The following is a 20,430-nucleotide window of genomic DNA, read 5'->3' on the forward strand; positions in this document are numbered from 1 at the left end:
AATGTTTGTAATCAATGACATTATTAGTATCGAAGAAGCGTATGGTAAAAAACGATTAGAAAGAATCATTTGGATTGATGAAGGAAATGTCATTTGCTACACCATTGATATGGAAAAGAAAAGCACAATACCAATTAAGCGGAAAATCTCTGATTTACAGCAATTACACACAGAACAATTGTTATCGTTAATTAAAAGTGATCCTTACGGTTTTATCTATCAAGACGAGGAACAACTTTCAGAGAAAAGTAAACAATTACGGGATGAACGCTGGAAATGCATCAAAAGCATAGCTTCACAGGAACCAGATATATACGAAAGTGATAAAAGAGGTCGTCTCATAAGAGAGGCAATTGCTAAAACAGGGAAAAACAAACGGTTGTTTTATAAATATTTGGTCCAATATTGGCAAAGAGGGAAAGTCAAAAACGCCTTGCTGCCTGATTATAGGGAGTCTGGAGGAAAAGGAAAAGAAAAGACCTACAAAGATAAAAAGAACGGGAGACGGCGAAAGTTTGAAAACGTCATTGGTGAAGGGATTATCATCACGGATGAAATCAAACGAGTTTTTGGGATAAGTGTGCAGAGATTTTATCATACTGCTAAAAAAAATCCGCTTGCTACGACCTATAAATTAATGATGGAAACCTTTTTTGTAGCAAGTCATCGTTATGAAAATGGCGTAAAAAAGCCTATCCTCCTTGAACAAGACAAGCTTCCAACTCTAAGACAATTTAAATTTTGGTATGAAAAGAACTATAAAGCAGAAGAAAAGCTTCGGAAAAGAAAAGGAAACCGAAAATACGAATTAAACCATCGGGCAGTTCTGGGGACATCCGTAGGTGATTTATATGGACCTGGAACTAAGTATCAAATTGATGCGACTGTTGCTGATGTTTATCTCGTTAGTTCCTTTAATCGAAACTGGATCATCGGTCGTCCCATCATTTATGTCGTCATCGATGTTTTCAGTCGAATGGTTGTTGGGCTTTATGTAGGTCTTGAAGGACCATCGTGGTTTGGAGCGATGATGGCTCTTGCCAATACTGCAAGCGATAAAGTTTCGTATTGTAAGAAATACGGTATTGATGTAACGAAAGAAGAATGGGATTGTCATTATCTTCCTCAAACTCTTTTAGCTGACCGGGGCGAATTAGAAGGGTACAACGTGGAGCGACTAATCAACGCTTTTCATATAAAAGTGGAAAATACACCACCATACAGAGCTGATTGGAAAGGGATTGTCGAGCAACATTTTCGGATTATCAATACAAAAGTGAAGCCATTTTTGCCTGGGACTGTGGATACGACTGTTAAAGTAAGAGGTGATAGGGATTACCGATTGGATGCCACTTTAACACTAGAAGAGTTTACAAGTGTCATCATTAAATGTGTACTTCATCATAACAATCATCATTGGTTAAAAAATTACAACCAAGATGAAATGATGATTGAGGATGAAGTATCCTTTATTCCCCGTGAATTGTGGAACTGGGGAATTAAAAATCGTTCAGGAAAACTTCGTTCTTATTCAGAGAATATTGTAAAACTTCATCTTCTTCCGACAGCAAAAGCAAGAGTAACGTATAAAGGAATCGAGTTTAAGAAGATGCGTTTCAGTAGCGAAACAGCTTTAAAAGAAAATTGGTTTGGGGAGGCAAGAGAAAAAAGTTGGCAAATTCCGATTTGCTACGACCCAAGAGACATGTCACACATCTACTTGCCAAGTGAAGACGGTAGAAACTATGAGATGGCAACACTGCTTGACCATCATAAGAAATACAGTGGCAAAACTATTGAAGAAGTGGAGTATTACTTTAATTCCGAATTGTTAAAAGAACAATCGTTTGCACACGAAGAACTTCAACAAAGTGTGGATTTAGTTAGCGACATTGAACACATTGTTCAAAAAGCGAAAAAATCTTTGGATAAAGAAAAAGTAGAAATAAGCAACAACCAAAAGGTTAAAGGTATTCGTGGGAATCGTTTAATGGAAAAGGAAGCAAGGCGAAAGGAAGAAGCTTTTTTACTTTCAGATGCTCAGCAGTTTAATCAACCGATGGAAACAAAAGAGATTGTTGAGGAAACAACTCCTAAAAAGAGTGTTTCCACGATTGAATTATTACGTCAAAAACAAAAGGAGAAGTTGAATCGTGCAAGGATTAGCGGCAAATGAATCACAGATACTTTACGGTGAAGACATTGTAGATGCTATTTACAGCGACCAGATAGTACAGGATTATGAGTCAAACCCTTTAATCGAAGCCCTTCCTCCCATTTTTACAGAGGATGAAGTAATTGAACAAATATCAGTTTTTCCGCCGTTTAATGAAAAAGAACGGAAATTAAATCCAAGTTATCGATTCCATTGTATTCAAAGATTGTTTCAATACTTTCAGCCTTTTGAAAAACATCTCGACCTTGAACAACGGATTTCAAGAGCAATTCGACAAGGATATTTGCACCGAAACCCTATGAAGAAAGAAGAAGTCATGAGGGTCCATGAAAGTTACAAGGCAATAAAAGAAGGAAAGTTTATTAAAAATTATCAAACAGAAGCCAAACGGACAGCGGCAGGGTTCACCATTATCGGCTTATCGGGTATTGGAAAAACGACCGCAATTGAAAGGGTATTATCCTTTTACCCGCAAATCATCAGGCATCAAGAATACCAAAGAAGACCATTTCAGTTTACACAGATTTGTTGGATGAAGTTAGATTGTCCATTCGACGGTTCACTGAAAGGATTATGTATGAGCTTCTTTTCAGAATTGGATCGTTTACTCGGTTCCAATTATTTAAATAAATTCGGGTCACAAAAAAATACCACCGATTTAATGATGCAGCGAATGGCTCACCTTGCAAGCCGACATGGTATCGGGCTTCTTATCATCGATGAGATTCAGCATCTTAGTCTCAGCAAAAGCGGTGGTTCCGATAAAATGCTAAACTTCTTCGTAACACTCGTTAATACCATTGGCATTCCTGTTTTGATGGTCGGGACGAATAAAGCCATTTCTATTTTACAAAGTGAGTTTCGTCAAGCAAGACGAGGAAGTGGACAAGGTGATATGGTCTGGTCACAGATGCCGAAAGACGAATCTTGGGATTTATTTGTGGAAGGTATGTGGGAGTATCAATGGACTCTGAATTTTACGGAACTAACAAATGAATTAAGTGATTTTCTCTATGAAGAAAGTCAGGGAGTTTTAGATATTTCCATAAAGCTCTTCATGCTTTCACAAATACGAGCAATCGCATCGGGAGAAGAAAAAATAACGAAACAAATCATCAAGAAAGTGGCAAGTGACAGCTTACGGCTTGTTAAACCAATGTTGGAAGCATTAAAATCAGGTATTCCAAGTGAGATTGCTAAATACGAAGATATTCGTCCCATTGATATAGACGAGGAAGTCGAAAAGTATAAAGCCTCTATTGATATGCAGAAGAAGATAAGAATTCAAAAGAAGTTACAAAGGCAAAAGTGTCATAAAAAGGAACAGTCTCTTTTGGAAGAAGTGACACTGCAACTTTTAGCTATGGATTTTGATCCAAAAGAGGTCCAAAGTGCCGTAAGGAAAGTGTTTAACAAAATAGGGGGAAACCTTGGAAAACCAACGGTGCTAAAAGAAGTGATAAAACTTCTTATTAATAAGGACGAAAAGAAGGAAGAAAGAAAAGACAAGAAAAAGAAAGCTATTTTATCAAGCGAAAATTATTTGGTTCTCTTGCTTCAAGAAGCAAGAAAGAAGAAGCAATCGGTCCACGAATATTTTTTAGATAAAGATATCATTAAACAACCATTAAATGAGTTCTGGGAGGGTAAAGAAAATGCTACATTGGTTCCCCACTCCGTATCCCGATGAATTGCTATATAGTGTATTGGCAAGGTATCATGTATGGTCTGGAAATACGAGTCCAAAAATGACGACTGAAGAACTGTTCGGAAAACGAACAGTTCGTTCCGTTTGGGACTTACCAGCTAACCTAAATATTTTATTAGGTCAGCTCGGTTCTTATTGGGATGCCAGTCAATTGATTAATAATAATACGATGTATCCTTACTATGCCACTTTTTCACTTCCGAAACAGGCAGAGCAAGTAAGAGAATCAATGTTGGACAGTGATGGAAGCACGATTCATACCCGTATCGGTGTTGCTGCAAGTAATGTGAAATTAAAAACAAATCTTTGGGTATGCAGTAATTGTATTAAAGAGGATATGGACACTTATGGAGAAACGTATTGGCGAAGGGTTCATCAAGCTCCAGGTGTTTTTATATGTCCGAAACATGAAACAGCATTGGAGAAAACGACTGTTTCTGTAAAAGCCCAAAACCAACATGAGTTTGTTGTCGCTACCCCTTATGTTCAAAGAAAGAAGATTAATCTTGATGGGATAAATAAAGAAGAGGTTCAATTACTTATTAAAGTTGCTAAGGTAACTGAATCTCTTTTAAACAATACCTATCTTCAAAATACAGATAATACTATTCGAAATAAATATTTGGAACTGTTAAAACAAATGGGTTATGCAAGTGTCAACGGATTTATAAAACGGGACAGGCTATACCAGAGTTTTGGTGCAAAATTCTCCGACCGCTTCTTGGATCTTTTACAGTCGCTTGTTTTCTTAGAGGAATCGGATTGGCTAACAATGATCTTCCAAAAACATCGGAAGTCCTTTCATCCTATTCGGCATATATTAGTGATGTTGTTTTTGGAAACAAGTTTGGAGGATTTGTTTGGTGAAAAGGAACATGGTTCATTCGGAAAAGGACCTTGGCTATGCTTAAATGTTGTATGTCCAAATTATCATAAGCCTGTTGTAACAGATTTAACGATTACAAGGTGTTATGATACTGGAAACCCAGTTGGAACATTTCGCTGTGATTGTGGTTTTGTTTTTTCACGAAGAGGACCTGATAAAAATAAGGAGGATTGTTACCGCATTGGTACAATAAAAGATTATGGTCATGTTTGGATGGAAAAGCTGACGGAACTGGTTAATGAAGGAAACACCCTTACAGATATAGCGAAGGAAATGCGGGCAGACCGAGCTACCATCAAAAAATATGCTGCTGGATCGGGGTTAAAAGTGCCATGGAAACTTCCGAAAGTTGATAAAAAAAGCGTAAATGAGTCTTTGGAGCATTTCCAAACCCAATTATCTCAAAGGAAAAATAAGTGGCTTGAACTTCAGGAGGAATATCCTAGAAAATCAAAAACAGAGTTGCGGAAAATAGCTCCTGATGTGTATGCTTTTTTATATCGCAATGATCGTGATTGGCTTAATGAATTTTCCCCTACAAAGAAAAGAATTCAAACCCCAAATCAACGAGTAAACTGGAAGAAACGGGATATAGAATTGTTAAATCAAGTGCAGAAAGTAGTAGGTAATTGGGATAAGGATGCCGATAAACCAATAAAAATTACGGTAACTTCAATCGGAAGGAAAATAGACGAATTATCGTTATTACAGAAAAAAGCAGATAAGATACCAAAAACTATGGAATATATCCGTAAAGTATCAGAGGATACAGTGTCCTTCCAAAAAAGGCGAGTTGAATTCACAATTGAAAAATTGAAACAGGAGGGAGAGGCAATTCTTGAATGGCAAATATACAGAAAAGCAGGACTTCGGTCAACCGTTTCAAATGAAGTAAAAAGGTTAATTTCGTTAAAAGTCAATGAATATGACACAATAAAAAACATCTGAAATTTTTAAAAAATGAATTTAATGAGTAAATATACAATGTTTAAAGAGGAGAATTTAAAAAAATAACATACTATTTATATAGGCAGGGTATATTAGTAAAAAGAATAAAAGGGGAGGGTGAAAATGGAAATTTATCCAGTGCATTTAAGAAAGCTGCGATCTGAACAAACGAAGGGTAGTATATTAGAAATGGAGTCAGAAAAACTCAAAGAAAACCTCAATGTTTTATTTGATGATTTTTATAAATTGAAGAAACACTTAGAATATATGGAAAATAAATATAAAATAAAGGGCGAGGAAAATTAATTTTCCTCGCCTTTATTTAGAACGAACTAATTTATTTATCTCTCGATGCAATTCACCCAGGCGTTTTCGATTCTGTTCTTGTCTTTGTTTTTTAACTTGTTCTAGTACGCTGCTACTATATACTTTAGTATCAGCTCTCATTTTTCTGTTGTTTACATCGACTATTAATTTAGTCATGATAATCAGCCTCTCTTTATTTTATTTTCTTTTAAAGAGTACAATTGGAAGGCTGTTGTAACAGCTCGCGAAAGTTTGTCTATGTTCATTTTACCATTTTTTGTTTGTCTATTCAACACATGCTCATTACGACTATCAATCAAGATTGAGTAAATATACACAATTTCTCCAATAGTCGCTATAAACGAAATCGTGTTTTTTTGGTCATACTCCCATGCGAAATCTGATGTCAATATTTTTATATATGACATGTTCTTACATGTGCTATCACTTGTATTAACCGTTTTAGGAAAATTAGGATTCACTCTCGTATAATATTCTTGTTCTAGCTTATCCTCTTCTAGTCGATAAATGGAATAATCACCGAGAAACCTTAATGTCGAAAAGGTTAATTTGGTTCCATTATATTTATCAGCAATAATATCCTGTAATTTATTGTATAGTATGTTTGAAAAATCAACTTCTTGCTGAGCATGAATTGGAAGGTTCTCTGAATCATTAGCCATTTCTTTTAAGTTTTTTTCTAGCTTTAATATTAAAGTATTTTTATTTTCGATGTCCTTGTCCCATTCTTTTAGCAATTCGAAAGCTTGTTTGAACTTAAATGTGTTTCCTGATGAAAGGTATGGAGAAATCACTTCATATTCTCGGCGTTGATTTGCGTATGCATAATAATGAAAATAATCTTTTTTGCTTTCATCAGTCATGTCTTGAAGAGTCTTTTCTTCTATGTACTTATTAAATAGGAACCAAATTAAAAGAAGCAAACATGGTGTAAGAAAACAAAAACCTAATACCACGTCTAAAGTGAAAAACCATGTAATTGCTCCTACTGGAATTCCCCATAATAGTTGTCTCCAAGACCACATCTCTTTTAACAATGCATAGCTTTTAGTGCCTTTTTTCTTTTTTAAATCTAATAGATAATGGTCATGAGCATCACTTACTTTTGGCATAGCCTCTCTAATAGTTTTTATGTATGGATCAAATTTCTCTGTAGCAAATTCTAAATTTTCTAAAGTTGTATCCTTTTTATGTGTATTTGTCCCCAACGCATTTTCCCCCTTAATACATTAAAAAATATCAATAACATTTATTTTATCACTTTTACAGATGTTGGATAAGGGGTTATTTTTATATTGATCATTTGTAAATTCTCTTCTTTTTTATGTGCTGGTCCCCGACTTTTTTGTATTGCAGAAAAAAACGCAGTTCCCAACTTTTATTTTTATGATACATAATTTAAAACGATAGATTGCAGACTCTAAGACCTTAAAGTTCCCAACTTTTTTGTCTTATAACAATATAGTTATACGTTTGAAATAAATTAAAACTAAGAAAAAACTCTGTAAAAATCATTTTACAGAGTTTTTTTAGTTATTTATTGTTTTACATAACAAATTGTTACTTGTTCGTCTATGTGGAAAATCTGTAACGCTTTACCATCTAAATTTTTAACCTCATATGATGAATAAATAGGTCTTTCCAATTTCACTTCTTGACCATTTTGAGTTCCTTTTTCCACCATTAGCGTTAACTGATGGGAAGAAACGTCTGCTTGGTATGTTCCTGTTAAGTAATTATCTTTATTTGGATAAGAACCATTTGCATATGTTTCAAATGTCTTATCTGCTTTTAGGACTAACGTAGTTTTGACTCCGTCTCCGTAATCAATACCCCAATTACCTACAAGCTCTGTACCGTCTTTATAGTTGTTCTGTACATTCTTAAACTTAGCGGAATCCTCGTCTGGTGTATCAATTTTTCCTTTGAATATACCAGTTTTATCTTGGGTACTGTATGTTTTAACTGTATTACCACTAGATAAACTCGGTGAGTTAGAAGAACTAGTACCACTTGTTGTAGAAGTAGTTGTTGAACCACCCTTAGCTTCCGCTTTTAACTTATTAAATACAGGTTTCCAAATGCGTTTTGCTTCATCTAATTTATTGTTTGCTTTATCTATGATTGCATCATCCGTATCTTTAAGTGTTTTAGAGTAATCAAATAACTTCGATACTTCTTTGAAAGATTCTTTTAACTTTTGAACAGCTTTTACAATTTCCTTATGATCTTCCTTGTATTTTCCTGGTGCATCTATACGCTCTATTTTATTAAATACTTTATCTAAGTCTTTAATACTATCTCGTACCTCTTCATTTGACTTACTTCCCTTTTTATTATCCCTCACAGAAGCATCATAGTAATCTAGACGTCTTAATAAGTCTTCTTCAATGTCTACCATAAGTTGTGGGTAATCCTCAGGCAAAACCATAATCATCTTAACATCTTTACTTTCTTCTTTTGAGTTAGTTGATTTTTCCTTTGTTTCAGATGATTTACCTTCTGTCTTAGTTTCTTTACTTTCTTGTTTACCAGATTCAGCATTTGTTTTTTCTTTTTCTCCAAATAAATTTGTTACACTACAAGCTGACATAGAAACTACTAATCCAGATGCTAGTAAAATTTTACCTGTACTCTTTTTGAAATTCTTCATATGATTTTTCAATTCTCCCTTTCAAAACATAAAATAGATGTGCTTTAGCCCCTTTAAAACTAAAAAACATACCCCTTCTATATTTATTTTATAATACCTTTCTATGTATAATATTTTACAATTAATTACAGATACGGTCAAAATTTATCTTAGTTTAACGATGTTCACAAAAAAGATGCGAAGCTTTATTCCTTCAAGTAAAGATTCTAAGTGAGTTTTGATTAAAATTTTTTTATAAAAATCTCATACTTAGTTAAAAAGAGTGATTCTATTTTGATCAATCGTTTTTTCAAAATGAATTTTTTTGTTGTTAAATAAAGATTTGTGACTTCATTTTTATCAAATTTTATTCCAAACCAATATATAGTTATAGCTTTAAAATAAATTTACAAATTTGTATCTAAAAGGGGTGTTTTTGTGTCGAAAAAGAACATCTAGAATTGGTAAGTGGATAGAACTCCATAAATTAAAGTTTTACTTTATCGACTTCACCTTTATTTATCTGAATTTTCCGTTATCATTTTAAGTATTCGTGAACAATTTCCTTTATTACGGCAAAAAGAGACGAGAGATTTATGGACATTTCAAGGGGGGATATTGATGAAAGTGAATGAAAAAACATATCTAAGTATAGAAGAGATTATTTCATTGCCAACCGTATCAAGTACAAACATAAGTGATGATGGTAAAAACGTAGCATTTGTTAAGAAGACGGCTGATTGGAAAGACAATACATATAGGAATCATGTATGGATATATGAAAAAGATAAGAAGCAGAGTTACCCATTATCAAATGGTGATATAGATAGTACACACCCATTATGGTCTCCAGATGCTAGGTGTATCGCATATCTTAGTCCAGTTGGTGATGGGAAAAATCAGATATTTGTTAAGTCACTAGATGGTTATAGAGAGGTTCAAATTACCGATGAGAAAGAAGGAGTCAGTACATTCAAATGGGGTCCTACTGGCAAGGGTCTTTATTATGTTACGCAGTCAAAAGAATGTGAGGAGATAAAGAAACGTAAGGATCTATATGGAGATTTTCAACATATAGGTAAGGAACACCAGAATAATTGTTTATATTACATTGAAATAGAGAAGGTGATACAAAGTGATACAGATGAACACGAGAACAGAGTTGTTTATCAATTAACGGATGGTAAGGATTTTCATATCCATGAATTTGATATTTCAAATGATGGTAAAAAGGTTGTATTTATGGCGACACCAAGCTCAAATATGGCAGATTATATAAATGGAGATCTATACATACTCCATATTAAAGCTGGAGAGCTACAAAAGCTGAATGTGGATAAGTTGTTGGGAGGGAGTGTTTGCTTTTCTCCTGACGGCAGTGAAATATGTTACACAGCAAGCATAAGAGAGAAGGGTTACTATAGAAACCATATACAAGATAGTACGTTAGAGATATATGATATAAATACCGGAGAGCTAATTCAACCTTTAACAGATTTTGATAGTACGGTTATGCCATTACAGTGGACAGCTAAAGGGGTTTTAATTAGGTGGCAGAATAAAACGAATTATCTTATTGGATTGCTAGCCGAAGATGGCACTGTGGAAATATTAAGCGAAAAAGTAGATGGCTTTATAATGGATGCTTCTATAACAAAGGATGGCAAACATATATCCTACAATAAGGCTATAACAAATGAAACCTTTGAAATCTATTTAGACGATAAAAAAATAACGGATGAAAATAGCTTTTTCAAAGGGAAACTTAGAAGTAACAGGGAAATCATCTCATGGAAAAGTAGCGATGGTCTTGAAATAGAAGGTGTTTTATCAACGCCAGTAGAGTTGGACACTAATAAAAAATATCCTTTATTAGTAGTAATTCACGGCGGTCCGGCTTGGGCATCTTTTCCGATATTTTCAGACTGCTTCAATGAGAAATATCCGATTGAACAGTTTGTTGAAAAAGGCTTTATCGTTTTAGAACCAAATTACAGAGGAAGTTCAGGTTATGGTAATGAATTTTTAAAAGCTAACTATAGAAAACAGGGGATTGCTGACTACGATGATGTTATATCTGGAGTGGATGAACTAGTAGAAAAAGGGATGGTAGACAAGGATAGAGTAGGAGTTATGGGATGGAGCAACGGTGGATATGTATCAGCTTTCTGTTCTACGTTTAGTAGTCGGTTTAAAGCTATTTCAGTTGGCGGTGGAATAACTAACTGGAGTACCCATTATGTAAATACAGATATACCTTACTTTATTAGAATGTATTTAGGAAATACTCCATGGAATGATCCAGAGATATATACGAAGACATCACCTATGACGTATATTAAATCAGCTTGTACGCCTACCTTAATTCAACATGGGGAAAAGGATGCAAGAATTCCAATTACAAATGCATATGATCTATATCAAGGATTAATGGATATGGAAGTTGATACAGAATTAATTATATTTAAAGGAATGGCATATAGTTCTGACCAACCAGGAGTTCATGTGGCTATTATGAAGCAGAACTTGATGTGGTTTTCACACTATATTCTTGGAGAGAGTATGGAGGGTTTTAGGACTTTGTAAGGGATGTTTGTACAAGACATAAGGTTGAAACGGTCTTCATATTGAGATGATTTATTATAAAATATATACTTAAACTACTATCAGTACATAAATCAGGGAGGACTAATATGACAGGAAATAAAAATGACTTACTAGTAGAAAAACGTGAAGAGTTATTGAAAGTATTGCAAGCTCGTTTTGAGAAAAACATGAACCGCCATGAAGGTCTTGAATGGGCTAAAGTTGAAGCGAAGCTGACTACTAATAATGAAAAAATGTGGTCACTTAACGAAATGGAAGTAACTGGTGGTGAACCGGATGTTGTTGGTTATGATGAAGAAAAGGACGAATATACTTTCTATGATTGTTCAAAGGAGAGTCCTAAAGGCCGCAGAAGTCTTTGTTATGATCTTGAAGCGTTAGAATCAAGAAAAAAACATAAACCAGAAAATAACGTTATTGATGTTGCCAATGCTATGGGCATTGAATTATTAACGGAAGAACAGTATCGGGAATTGCAACAACTTGGCGATTTTGACATGAAATCATCAAGTTGGGTACAAACACCTTCAGATATTCGAGAACTCGGTGGTGCTTTATTTTGCGATTATCGCTTTGGACATGTTTTCGTGTACCATAATGGAGCAGACTCTTACTATGCTGCCAGAGGTTTTCGTGGCTCGTTAAAAGTTTAAATTAGGAGAAATAAGAAAAAGAGCCTATATTCAGGCTCTTTTTCTTATTTATATTTTAAAAGTAAACTGTTACTATGCAGTTTTACTTAATTTATATGTTCCGTGGTTGTTTTTACGGAAAAGTTTAGGGAAAACATAGCCATCTAATCCAATACGTCCAGCGTTCTGCCCTGCAACTAAAATGAACATAGTCAAAATAAGCAGGTTTGGGTTTACACTAACGGTTCCACTTAATAAAAATGAAAGATTCATTATGATTCCGAAAAATGCAGCTGTTTTTGTTAATCCGCCTAAAATTAAACCTAGACCTACTAAAATTTCTCCCCATTGAACTAAAAAGCTAAATAGGTCTGCGTTTGGAAGGACAAAATGTTGAAGAAAATCTGCCCACCAACTTTGTACTGCAGGGTGGTCACCTGATGCTTGAGCAATAGCACCCTTTAGAAAGCCACTTGCGTCAAAAGATTGTCCGAAGACTTTGCCTATCCCAGCAGCGAGCCATGTATACCCTATGTAAAGCCGTAAAAGTAATAATATGAAAGTAGCACGTTTATCAGTTCTTAAAAAATTGATAACCATTGAAATCCCTCCAATATTGTATTTACATGTTTATTATATATATATTGTGAATAAATTCACAATAGAGGAAATGTGAACGAATATATGTTTTGAGTAATTGTTTTATTTTTTGTAACATTTCATCTTTTTTGATAGACTAATAATAGAGATATATCAAAAGGAGGCAAAGACTCAATATGTGGATGAACTTGTAATGATTAGAAACTAGATAGATGAATTTTTCTCTCATAAGCGAGGGTTTATTTAGTTATCTGTAAATCATTCAAGGAATGCATATTTGGCTTGTACATCCCTTTTATAAGGATAGGTGCCTATTTTATGTATCTGTCTTTTTTGTGGGAAAGTTTATATCTCTTATATAAAATATGCGTCCTTTAAACTTGGAGGAGTATATGATGAACCAATTAAAAAATAAAGTAGCAGTTATTACAGGGGTAAGTCGTCTAGACGGTATAGGCGCAGCAATTTGCAAAGAATTGGCTGAATCAGGATACGATATATTTTTTACGTATTGGACGGATTATGATAAAGAGATGCCATGGGGCGTTGAGAAAAATGAACAAATACAATTAGAAGAAGAGCTATTACAAAACGGTGTTAGAGTATCAAGCATGGAGTTAGATTTAACTCAGAATGATGCACCGAAAGAGCTTATAAATAAAGTTACTGAACAATTAGGGTACCCTCATATATTAATTAATAATGCAGCATATTCTACGAATAATGATTTCTCTACGTTGACTGCTGAAGAATTAGATAAGCATTATATGGTGAATATTCGTGCGACTACATTGCTCAGTAGTCAATTTGCCCGAGGATTTGATAAAAAATCTGGTGGTAGAATTGTGAATATGACTTCGGGGCAATTTCAAGGTCCTATGGTAGGAGAACTAGCGTATGCAACAACGAAGGGAGCTATTGATGCTCTTACTAGTACGTTGTCAGCAGAGGTAGCTCATTTAGGAATAACAGTGAATGCAATTAATCCAGGACCAACTGATACAGGATGGATGACTGAAGAGATAAAACAAGGGTTAAAGCCGATGTTTCCTTTTGGCAGAATTGGTGAGCCAAAGGATGCAGCTAGACTCATTAAATTTCTAGTAAGTGAAGAAGCTGAGTGGATTACTGGGCAAGTTATTCATTCAGAAGGTGGATTTAAAAGATAAAAAAGAAGGTATCTCACCTTGGTGAGATACCTTCTTTTTTTAATCTTTCTTCAATCTTCGTGCAACACCATTCCCTAAAGACTGTAATCCTTGAACGAGGATAATTAAAATAAAGACAGTTGCATACATTACTTCAGGTTCATAGCGTAAATGTCCGAAGCGATATGCTAAGTCCCCTAGCCCACCAGCGCCTACAAGACCAGCCATTGCTGTTGCGCCGATTAAGCCAATCGTTGCGATTGTTAATCCAAGTACAAGGGAGGGACGAGCTTCTTTAACCAGGACGTGCCAAATGATTTTTATAGTAGAGACTCCCATCGCTTGGTAGGCTTCAATGACACCGCGATCGACTTCTAGTAAAGCTGTCTCCATTAAACGTGCGATATAAGGGGCTGTGAAGACGACAAGCGGTACGATAACACCTTGTACGCCAATGGATGTTCCCATTAGAAACTTTGTAAAAGGTAAAATGAAGAATAATAGAATGATAAATGGAAGAGAGCGAATAACATTAATAACCGTATTAAGAATAGGATAGATGATTTTATTTTCATGCTGTCCACCAGGTCTCGTTAAAACAAGTGTAACACCAAGTGGCAGTGCAATAAGGATCGAGATGAGTAATGAAATAGATGTCATTTGAAAGGTTTGGATTGTGGCTTCCCATATGACTTTACCCCATTCATCCAAAAAGGACTTGTTTCCCATAATCTGTTCTACCTCCTTCTACGATGATTCCTTGCTCTTGTAAAAATGATAAAGCACGGTGGATTTCATTTTGTTCCCCTTGCATATGAACGACTAGTTTCCCATATGCTTCATGTTTTAACTGCGTAATATTACCGGATAAAATATTCGGATATACTTGGAACCGTTTTGTGGCAACGGCTAAGGCAGGTTCCCCTGAAGTAGTGCCAATAAATGAAAGTGTTACAATTTCTCCAGTACTTTGTAGTTCTTTCTGTACCTTTTCTGGAATTTTCGCTGCAAATGCGCTATTTACAAATTTCTTCGTTGTTACATGTTGTGGGTTTGTGAAAATATCTTTTACAGTCCCACTTTCGACTACAGATCCATGTTCCATAACAGCAACGCGGTCACATATACGCTGGATGACATTCATTTCATGTGTAATGAGTAAAATCGTAATTCCGATTTCTTCGTTAATCTTTAATAGCAAATCAAGGATAGAATCGGTTGTTTCTGGATCTAATGCGCTCGTTGCTTCATCACTTAATAACACTTCAGGTTCATGTGATAGCGCACGAGCAATTGCGACACGCTGTTTTTGACCACCAGAAAGTTCGCTTGGATACGCATCTTTTCTATTAAAAAGATCGACAATGCGTAAATACTTTTCTACTCTTTTTTCAATTTCTGCTTTTGGAATGCCAGCAAGCCGTAACGGTAATGCGATATTTTCATAAACGGTAACAGTTTTAAGTAAATTGAATCCTTGAAAGATCATTCCGATTTTTTGTCTCGCTTTTGCTAGTTCTTTTGTCGATAACGTTGTTAAGTCTTGTTCGTTTACAATGATATTTCCTGTCGTTGGTTTTTCTAATAAATTTACACATCGAATCAATGTACTTTTACCAGCGCCACTATACCCAATGATTCCAAATACCTCGCCTTTTTCTACTTTAAGGGAAGTAGACTTAAGAGCCTCAACATTCCCTTTTTTTGTTGTAAATACTTTGGATATGTTTTTTAATTCAATCATTATCGTCAGCTCCTACCAAGATGGTAAAACTGAACCATCAAATTTTTTCTCGATAAACTCTTTTACTTCTTTAGATTGATAAGCTTTCTTTAATTTATTTACAACGGCATCATCTTTATTTTCAGTACGAACAACAACCCAGTTCACATAGGGTGAATCTTTTCCTTCGCGGAAAATAGAATCTTTCGCTGGACTTAATTTTGCACCTAATGCAAAGTTTGTGTTAATTGCAGCTGCTTTCACTTCACTTAGTTGCGTTGGTAATTGAGATGCCTCTAATTCGACAATCTTTAATTTTTTTGGATTTTCAATTACATCTTTTGCAGTCGCTTTTTCTGTAGCCTTTGGATCAACTTTTAAAACCCCTGCTTTTTCAAATAATTTTAAAGCTCGAAGTTCATTCGTTGGGTCATTTGGTACAGCAATTGCATCGCCCTCTTTTAAGTCTTTTACATCTTTTATATCTTTAGAATATACACCCATAGGGAATGTTACTGTTGAAAATACTTCAGCTAATTTCATATTGCGTTCAGCTTTAAATACATCTAAATACGATTTCGTTTGGTAGCTATTTACATCAAGGCTTTTTTCATCTAATGATACGTTTGGCGCTACATAATCATTAAATACTTTTATATCAATTTCGAGGCCATCTTTTGCTGCAACTTCTTTTACCTTTTCAAAAATTTGTTCATGTGGTCCACCTGTTACACCGACAGTAATCTTTTTCTCGTCTAATTCTTTTACCTCTTTATCTGAACTCACACTACATGCGCCTAATAATAATACTGCTCCGCTTACAATGCTTAATAATACCTTTTTCATCTATAAATCCCCCTTCATATACGTTCCAAAATAAAAAGCACCTCCCAAAAAATAAGAGAGGTGCCGAATAGACGAAATAGATTCCTCTCTTATCTTCCAAAACGAAAACTCGTTTTGCAGGAATTAGCACCTTAGCTTATACGTCATAAGCTCGGTTGCCGGGCATCATCGGGCCAGTCCCTCCGCCACTCTTGATAAGAGTATGTGTATGTAGTTTTGAATATGGTACTAATAGTAAATCGTACAAAAAGAATTGTCAATGATATTTTCAGAATATATTTTATTTTAAGGTAATCGAAACGTTCCCCTTTTTATGTCCTTTTTCTACATATATATGAGCTTCAGCAATTTCTTCTAATCGGTAAGTTCTATCAATAACAGGCTTTAGCTTTTCTGTTTCAGCTAGTTGTTTTAGTAGGTTCATATCTTCTTTACTGACTTTTGCCATCATTCCGTTCACAGATACATATTTTCCATTAGGCATTAATGCATCTGTACAAAGAGACTTATTATATTTTCCAACTGCATCAAATATAATATCATAGTGCTCGCCCCGCTTAGTAAAATCTTCTTTCATATAATCAATTACGTTGTCTGCCCCTAAAGCTGTTACTAAATCGAAATTCGAACTACTACAAATGGCTGTGACAGTCGCCCCGAAGTATTTCGCAAGTTGTACGGCAGCTGTCCCTACTGACCCAGAGGCGCCGTATATAAGTACTCGTTGCCCTTTTTTTATCTGTCCTTTTCTAAGGAAGTGCAATGCTGAAGTTCCGCCAAAAGGAATAACGGCAGCTTCTTCATATGTCACATTGGTAGGTTTTAATGCTATTAATCCACTTTCATGCACGCATGTGTATTCGGCATAACCACCAAGGTTTAGTTCTGTTAATGCAAAAACTTGATCTCCTTTTTTAAATTGTGTTACATCTGTTCCAATGTCTTCGATTTCACCGGATAACTCTACGCCAAGTATAGGTTTTCTCGGTTTTCTGAAACCTAATATGATCCGCATAGGAATCCAAAATAAGAGGGGGCTATTAAAGCCACGTATTCTACAATCTCCAGTCGATACACTTGTTGCGTGAATTTTAACTAATACTTCATTTTTTTTAGGTTTAGGCTTTTCTATATTTTGAAGTTGGAGAACATTAGGTGGTCCATACTTTGTGCAAATAATAGCTTTCATAATGACCTCCTGAAATGAGTTGTTATTATTTACATCATATTTAAACTTTTTCTCAAACATGTTGCTATATAGGAAATAAATTTAAAGAAGAATATTACGAATTATATAGATTTCATAGGAAAAGAGATGATATTATTTTTGGGAAGGAGGGGACGTTATGAAAAAAATTATTTTAATTTCAAGTTTAGTACTTGCAGTCGGTCTAGGAGTAGGGTGTAGTAATGAGAAAGCAAAAAAGACTGATGAACCGAAAAAAGAAGCTGTGCAGAAAGAAAAGGAATTAACAGCGAAGGATGTTTTTAATAAAGCGAATGAAGCTTTTAAAAACGAAGAAAATGTAACGATGACATATGATGTGGGAATAAAGGCTGAAGGAACAGAGATGAATGTAATAAAGGCCAAAATGCAATTAGAGCCGAAGAAAAAAAATTCTCGTTCTGAAATGAATGTTTCTGGTACAGAGGTTGTTGTTTATGATGTGGGTGGCAAAATTGCTGGTCAGTTGAAAAATCCTAATACGGGTGAAGTTATGTCTGTACCAGAGGAACAATTAAATGCTAACGGAATGAATGCGACTCAAGGAATGGTAGATAATTTAGAGATTCCATCGGAAATTTTAAATAAAGTGAAGATGGAGAAAAGTGGAGATAATTATAAGCTGAAGTTTGCATTAAAAGGGCAAGAGACAGAGAGTATGTTAGCTAGTATGGATGAAAAGCAGAAACAAATGCTACAAGGCCAAAATGCAAAGATAGAAGAAATAGATGGAGAATATATTATTACAAAAGATTTTAAATATGAATCAGCAAAGATAGATATGGTTATGAGTAGCAATGGTGAGGATAAAGCGCACATTATTACGGATGCGAAGTTTACATCGTATGATAAATTTGATCCAATACAATTGCCAGCAGCAAAGTAATCACTGTCAAGAGAGGTACCTGAAAGAACAGGTATCTCTTTTTGTTGCTAATAAGGAGAGTGTCCTTTGAAAAAAAGAAAGATAGTAGTGGTCATTGTTGCATATACGGTTTTGCTTGCAACGTCTGTACATACGTATAAAAAACAAATTGATCATCCTATTATGAGTGATGTAGGTAAATTGCTTCCGACAAAAATAAAACGTGTTGAAAGTGCTACGGAAGAGCACTCGTTAATAAAATTAGTGCGAGATGCAAAAGTTTCAGGACAGAAAATTTCCATTGCAGGCATGCAACATAGCCAAGGAGGACAGACATATTATCCAAATGGCACGATGCTCGATATGAAAGGATATAATAAAATATTAGAATTTGATCCAGAGAAGAAGCAGATTACAGTTCAAAGTGGTGTCACGTGGAATGATATTCAGAAGAAAATAAATCCATATGGCCTTGCGGTACAGGTCATGCAGTCTCAAAATATTTTTACTGTTGGTGGTTCATTAAGTGTAAATGTACACGGGCGTGATATTCGTCATGAGGCACTAATTGATACAGTAGATTCATTTAGATTGTTAATGGCAGATGGCACGGTACGTAATGTAAGTAGAGAAGAAAATGCAGAGTTATTTCCATATGTCATTGGGGGTTACGGTTTATTTGGAGTTATTTTAGATGTGACGCTGAAGTTAACAGATGATGAATTATATGAAATGCACACGAGAATGATAGATTATAAAGAATACGTATCTTATTTCAAAGAGAAAGTGAAAAGAGATGAAAATGTTCGTATGCACTTAGCGCGTATTTCTGTTGCTCCAAATTCATTTTTAAAAGAGATGTATGTGACAGATTATATTTTGGCACAAAATCAAAATATGAGAGAAGAGTACAGTGAATTAAAGGAAGAAAATATTATAGCGGTACCGAAATTTTTACTTGGGTTATCACGTTATAGTGATTGGGGAAAGAATACATTTTGGGATATACAAAGAGGTTATTTTGAACGTACAGATGGAAAGTATGAGACGCGTAATAATGTTATGAGATCAGATAGTGCTTTTATGGAATATGAAAATCCAAATAGGACCGAAGTGTTACAAGAATACTTTGTGCCTATAGATGCTTTCACGGAGTATATAGATGATTTACGTAACGTATTAAATGAAGAAGAGTTTAATTTACTCAACATTACGATTCGTTACGTGGAAAAGAATGAAAATGCAGTTTTGTCCTATGCGAAAGATGATATGTTTGCGCTGGTTCTTTTGATTAACCAGGGACGCTCAGAGAGTGAGATAAAGAAAACAGAGGATGTCATTCGGAAGATGATTGATGTTACTTTAAAGCATAACGGTAGTTACTATTTGCCGTACTATTCTTATCCAACGAAAGAGCAGTTAAAGAGGGCATATCCTCGTATTGAAGAATTTCTCAAGAAAAAGAAGGAAGTAGATTCAGAAGAGAGATTTGTGAATTTATTTTATAGGGAGTATACGAAATGACATATAGAAGATTTGTGGCTTCGCAAAGTATCATCATGATGGCAGGAAGTATGGTATTTCCTTTTTATATATTATTGCTTCGAAACGTTGGAAATAGCTTCTCGCAATTTGGCTGGGCGTATGGCTTATTTGCTTTAACATCAGCACTTGTATATCCACTAGTGGGAAAGATATCTGATCAAGTAGGTGATAAAAAATTATTAATCATATACGCTTGGTCCATGGCAATCTTAATGCTTTGCTTTCCGATTGCCACGGAAGTATGGCATGTATATATTCTTCAAATTGTAATGGGCATTTTAGGTGCTGTGCAGCGTAATACTGAGAAGACTTCGTTAGCACGAAAGGTTGCGCAGGAAAAGGCTGGTTATGAGATTGGAAAATACCATGTGTGGACATCCATTGGCGGAGCAGTAGCGGTTATTGCCACGGGATATTTAGTAGATTTCTTTACGATTGGTACAATTTTTTATATTGCATCTATTCTATATGTAGTGAGCGGGATTGTATTAAGTAGTAAAAAAATATAACTATTCCTATTTTCACCTTAATACCCTTTATTTGTTATACTAAAAGGGAATAC

18 protein-coding genes and 1 riboswitch are annotated in these 20,430 nt (G+C 34.9%); of the genes, 10 read left to right on the forward strand and 8 right to left on the reverse strand.

All coding sequences use genetic code 11. The features are described 5' to 3' along the window. Nucleotide 1 precedes the first annotated feature (1 nt). The 4 genes from ACX9TM_RS00995 (at nucleotide 2) to ACX9TM_RS01010 (ending at nucleotide 6,024) form a co-directional block, all read left to right on the forward strand. The gene (locus ACX9TM_RS00995; protein ID WP_053089515.1) at nucleotides 2–2,176 is read left to right on the forward strand and encodes a Mu transposase C-terminal domain-containing protein; all 2,175 of its coding nucleotides are present in this window, start codon (nucleotides 2–4) and stop codon (nucleotides 2,174–2,176) included. Next, nucleotides 2,154–3,866 (forward strand): ATP-binding protein, encoded by a 1,713-nt coding sequence (locus tag ACX9TM_RS01000; protein ID WP_049106469.1) that lies wholly within the window; start codon nucleotides 2,154–2,156, stop codon nucleotides 3,864–3,866. Before ACX9TM_RS00995 ends, ACX9TM_RS01000 begins: the two co-directional genes overlap by 23 nt. Continuing rightward, a complete protein-coding gene (locus ACX9TM_RS01005) occupies nucleotides 3,832–5,718 on the forward strand; it encodes a TnsD family Tn7-like transposition protein (protein ID WP_049106468.1) in 1,887 nt (628 codons plus the stop codon). The genes ACX9TM_RS01000 and ACX9TM_RS01005 overlap by 35 nt, the downstream gene beginning before the upstream one ends. Before the next feature lie 123 nt (nucleotides 5,719–5,841). Further along, entirely contained in the window at nucleotides 5,842–6,024 is a 183-nt protein-coding gene (locus ACX9TM_RS01010) for a hypothetical protein (protein WP_049106467.1), read from the forward strand. Nucleotides 6,025–6,036: 12 nt separating this feature from the next. On the opposite strand, the gene ACX9TM_RS01015 is transcribed toward ACX9TM_RS01010, so the two are convergent. The 3 genes from ACX9TM_RS01015 to ACX9TM_RS01025 form a co-directional block, all read right to left on the reverse strand. Further along, nucleotides 6,037–6,201, reverse strand: a complete 165-nt coding sequence (locus ACX9TM_RS01015; RefSeq protein ID WP_160310372.1) for a hypothetical protein — start codon at nucleotides 6,199–6,201, stop codon at nucleotides 6,037–6,039. A gap of 5 nt (nucleotides 6,202–6,206) precedes the next feature. After that, a complete protein-coding gene (locus tag ACX9TM_RS01020) occupies nucleotides 6,207–7,253 on the reverse strand; it encodes a hypothetical protein (RefSeq protein ID WP_049106466.1) in 1,047 nt (348 codons plus the stop codon). Nucleotides 7,254–7,582: 329 nt separating this feature from the next. Further along, nucleotides 7,583–8,710: a DUF3994 domain-containing protein gene (locus tag ACX9TM_RS01025; protein WP_011109777.1), complete on the reverse strand. Its 1,128-nt coding sequence runs from the start codon at nucleotides 8,708–8,710 to the stop codon at nucleotides 7,583–7,585. A 588-nt stretch (nucleotides 8,711–9,298) separates the two neighbouring features. Here ACX9TM_RS01025 and ACX9TM_RS01030 point away from each other — a divergent pair. After that, nucleotides 9,299–11,263, forward strand: a complete 1,965-nt coding sequence (locus tag ACX9TM_RS01030; RefSeq protein ID WP_016126168.1) for a S9 family peptidase — start codon at nucleotides 9,299–9,301, stop codon at nucleotides 11,261–11,263. A gap of 107 nt (nucleotides 11,264–11,370) precedes the next feature. After that, a complete protein-coding gene (locus ACX9TM_RS01035) occupies nucleotides 11,371–11,937 on the forward strand; it encodes a DUF4256 domain-containing protein (RefSeq protein WP_000147394.1) in 567 nt (188 codons plus the stop codon). 72 nt (nucleotides 11,938–12,009) lie between these two features. Here the strand turns inward: ACX9TM_RS01035 and ACX9TM_RS01040 are convergent, their stop codons facing one another. After that, entirely contained in the window at nucleotides 12,010–12,516 is a 507-nt protein-coding gene (locus ACX9TM_RS01040; RefSeq protein WP_000236367.1) for a DoxX family membrane protein, read from the reverse strand. Between the two features lie 392 nt (nucleotides 12,517–12,908). Here ACX9TM_RS01040 and ACX9TM_RS01045 point away from each other — a divergent pair, with 392 nt between their 5' ends. Then, entirely contained in the window at nucleotides 12,909–13,685 is a 777-nt protein-coding gene (locus ACX9TM_RS01045) for an SDR family oxidoreductase (protein ID WP_033684235.1), read from the forward strand. Nucleotides 13,686–13,724: 39 nt separating this feature from the next. Here the strand turns inward: ACX9TM_RS01045 and ACX9TM_RS01050 are convergent, their stop codons facing one another. From ACX9TM_RS01050 to ACX9TM_RS01065, 4 genes are all read right to left on the reverse strand, one after another. After that, a complete protein-coding gene (locus ACX9TM_RS01050) occupies nucleotides 13,725–14,393 on the reverse strand; it encodes a methionine ABC transporter permease (RefSeq protein WP_000527148.1) in 669 nt (222 codons plus the stop codon). Beyond that, entirely contained in the window at nucleotides 14,368–15,408 is a 1,041-nt protein-coding gene (locus ACX9TM_RS01055; RefSeq protein ID WP_000571313.1) for a methionine ABC transporter ATP-binding protein, read from the reverse strand. Before ACX9TM_RS01055 ends, ACX9TM_RS01050 begins: the two co-directional genes overlap by 26 nt. 12 nt (nucleotides 15,409–15,420) lie before the next feature. Continuing rightward, nucleotides 15,421–16,233: a MetQ/NlpA family ABC transporter substrate-binding protein gene (locus ACX9TM_RS01060; RefSeq protein ID WP_000756994.1), complete on the reverse strand. Its 813-nt coding sequence runs from the start codon at nucleotides 16,231–16,233 to the stop codon at nucleotides 15,421–15,423. Nucleotides 16,234–16,319: 86 nt separating this feature from the next. Continuing rightward, nucleotides 16,320–16,434: riboswitch (SAM riboswitch) on the reverse strand. A 79-nt stretch (nucleotides 16,435–16,513) separates the two neighbouring features. Beyond that, entirely contained in the window at nucleotides 16,514–17,422 is a 909-nt protein-coding gene (locus tag ACX9TM_RS01065; RefSeq protein ID WP_000643856.1) for an NAD(P)-dependent alcohol dehydrogenase, read from the reverse strand. 157 nt (nucleotides 17,423–17,579) lie between these two features. Here ACX9TM_RS01065 and ACX9TM_RS01070 point away from each other — a divergent pair, with 157 nt between their 5' ends. The 3 genes from ACX9TM_RS01070 (at nucleotide 17,580) to ACX9TM_RS01080 (ending at nucleotide 20,377) form a co-directional block, all read left to right on the forward strand. After that, a complete protein-coding gene (locus tag ACX9TM_RS01070) occupies nucleotides 17,580–18,344 on the forward strand; it encodes a DUF6612 family protein (protein WP_000720580.1) in 765 nt (254 codons plus the stop codon). 66 nt (nucleotides 18,345–18,410) lie between these two features. Continuing rightward, nucleotides 18,411–19,847: an FAD-binding oxidoreductase gene (locus ACX9TM_RS01075; protein ID WP_065382031.1), complete on the forward strand. Its 1,437-nt coding sequence runs from the start codon at nucleotides 18,411–18,413 to the stop codon at nucleotides 19,845–19,847. Next, nucleotides 19,844–20,377: an MFS transporter gene (locus ACX9TM_RS01080; RefSeq protein ID WP_000222361.1), complete on the forward strand. Its 534-nt coding sequence runs from the start codon at nucleotides 19,844–19,846 to the stop codon at nucleotides 20,375–20,377. Before ACX9TM_RS01075 ends, ACX9TM_RS01080 begins: the two co-directional genes overlap by 4 nt. Nucleotides 20,378–20,430 lie beyond the last annotated feature (53 nt).

It is taken from the genome of Bacillus sp. LH1 (assembly GCF_057924895.1).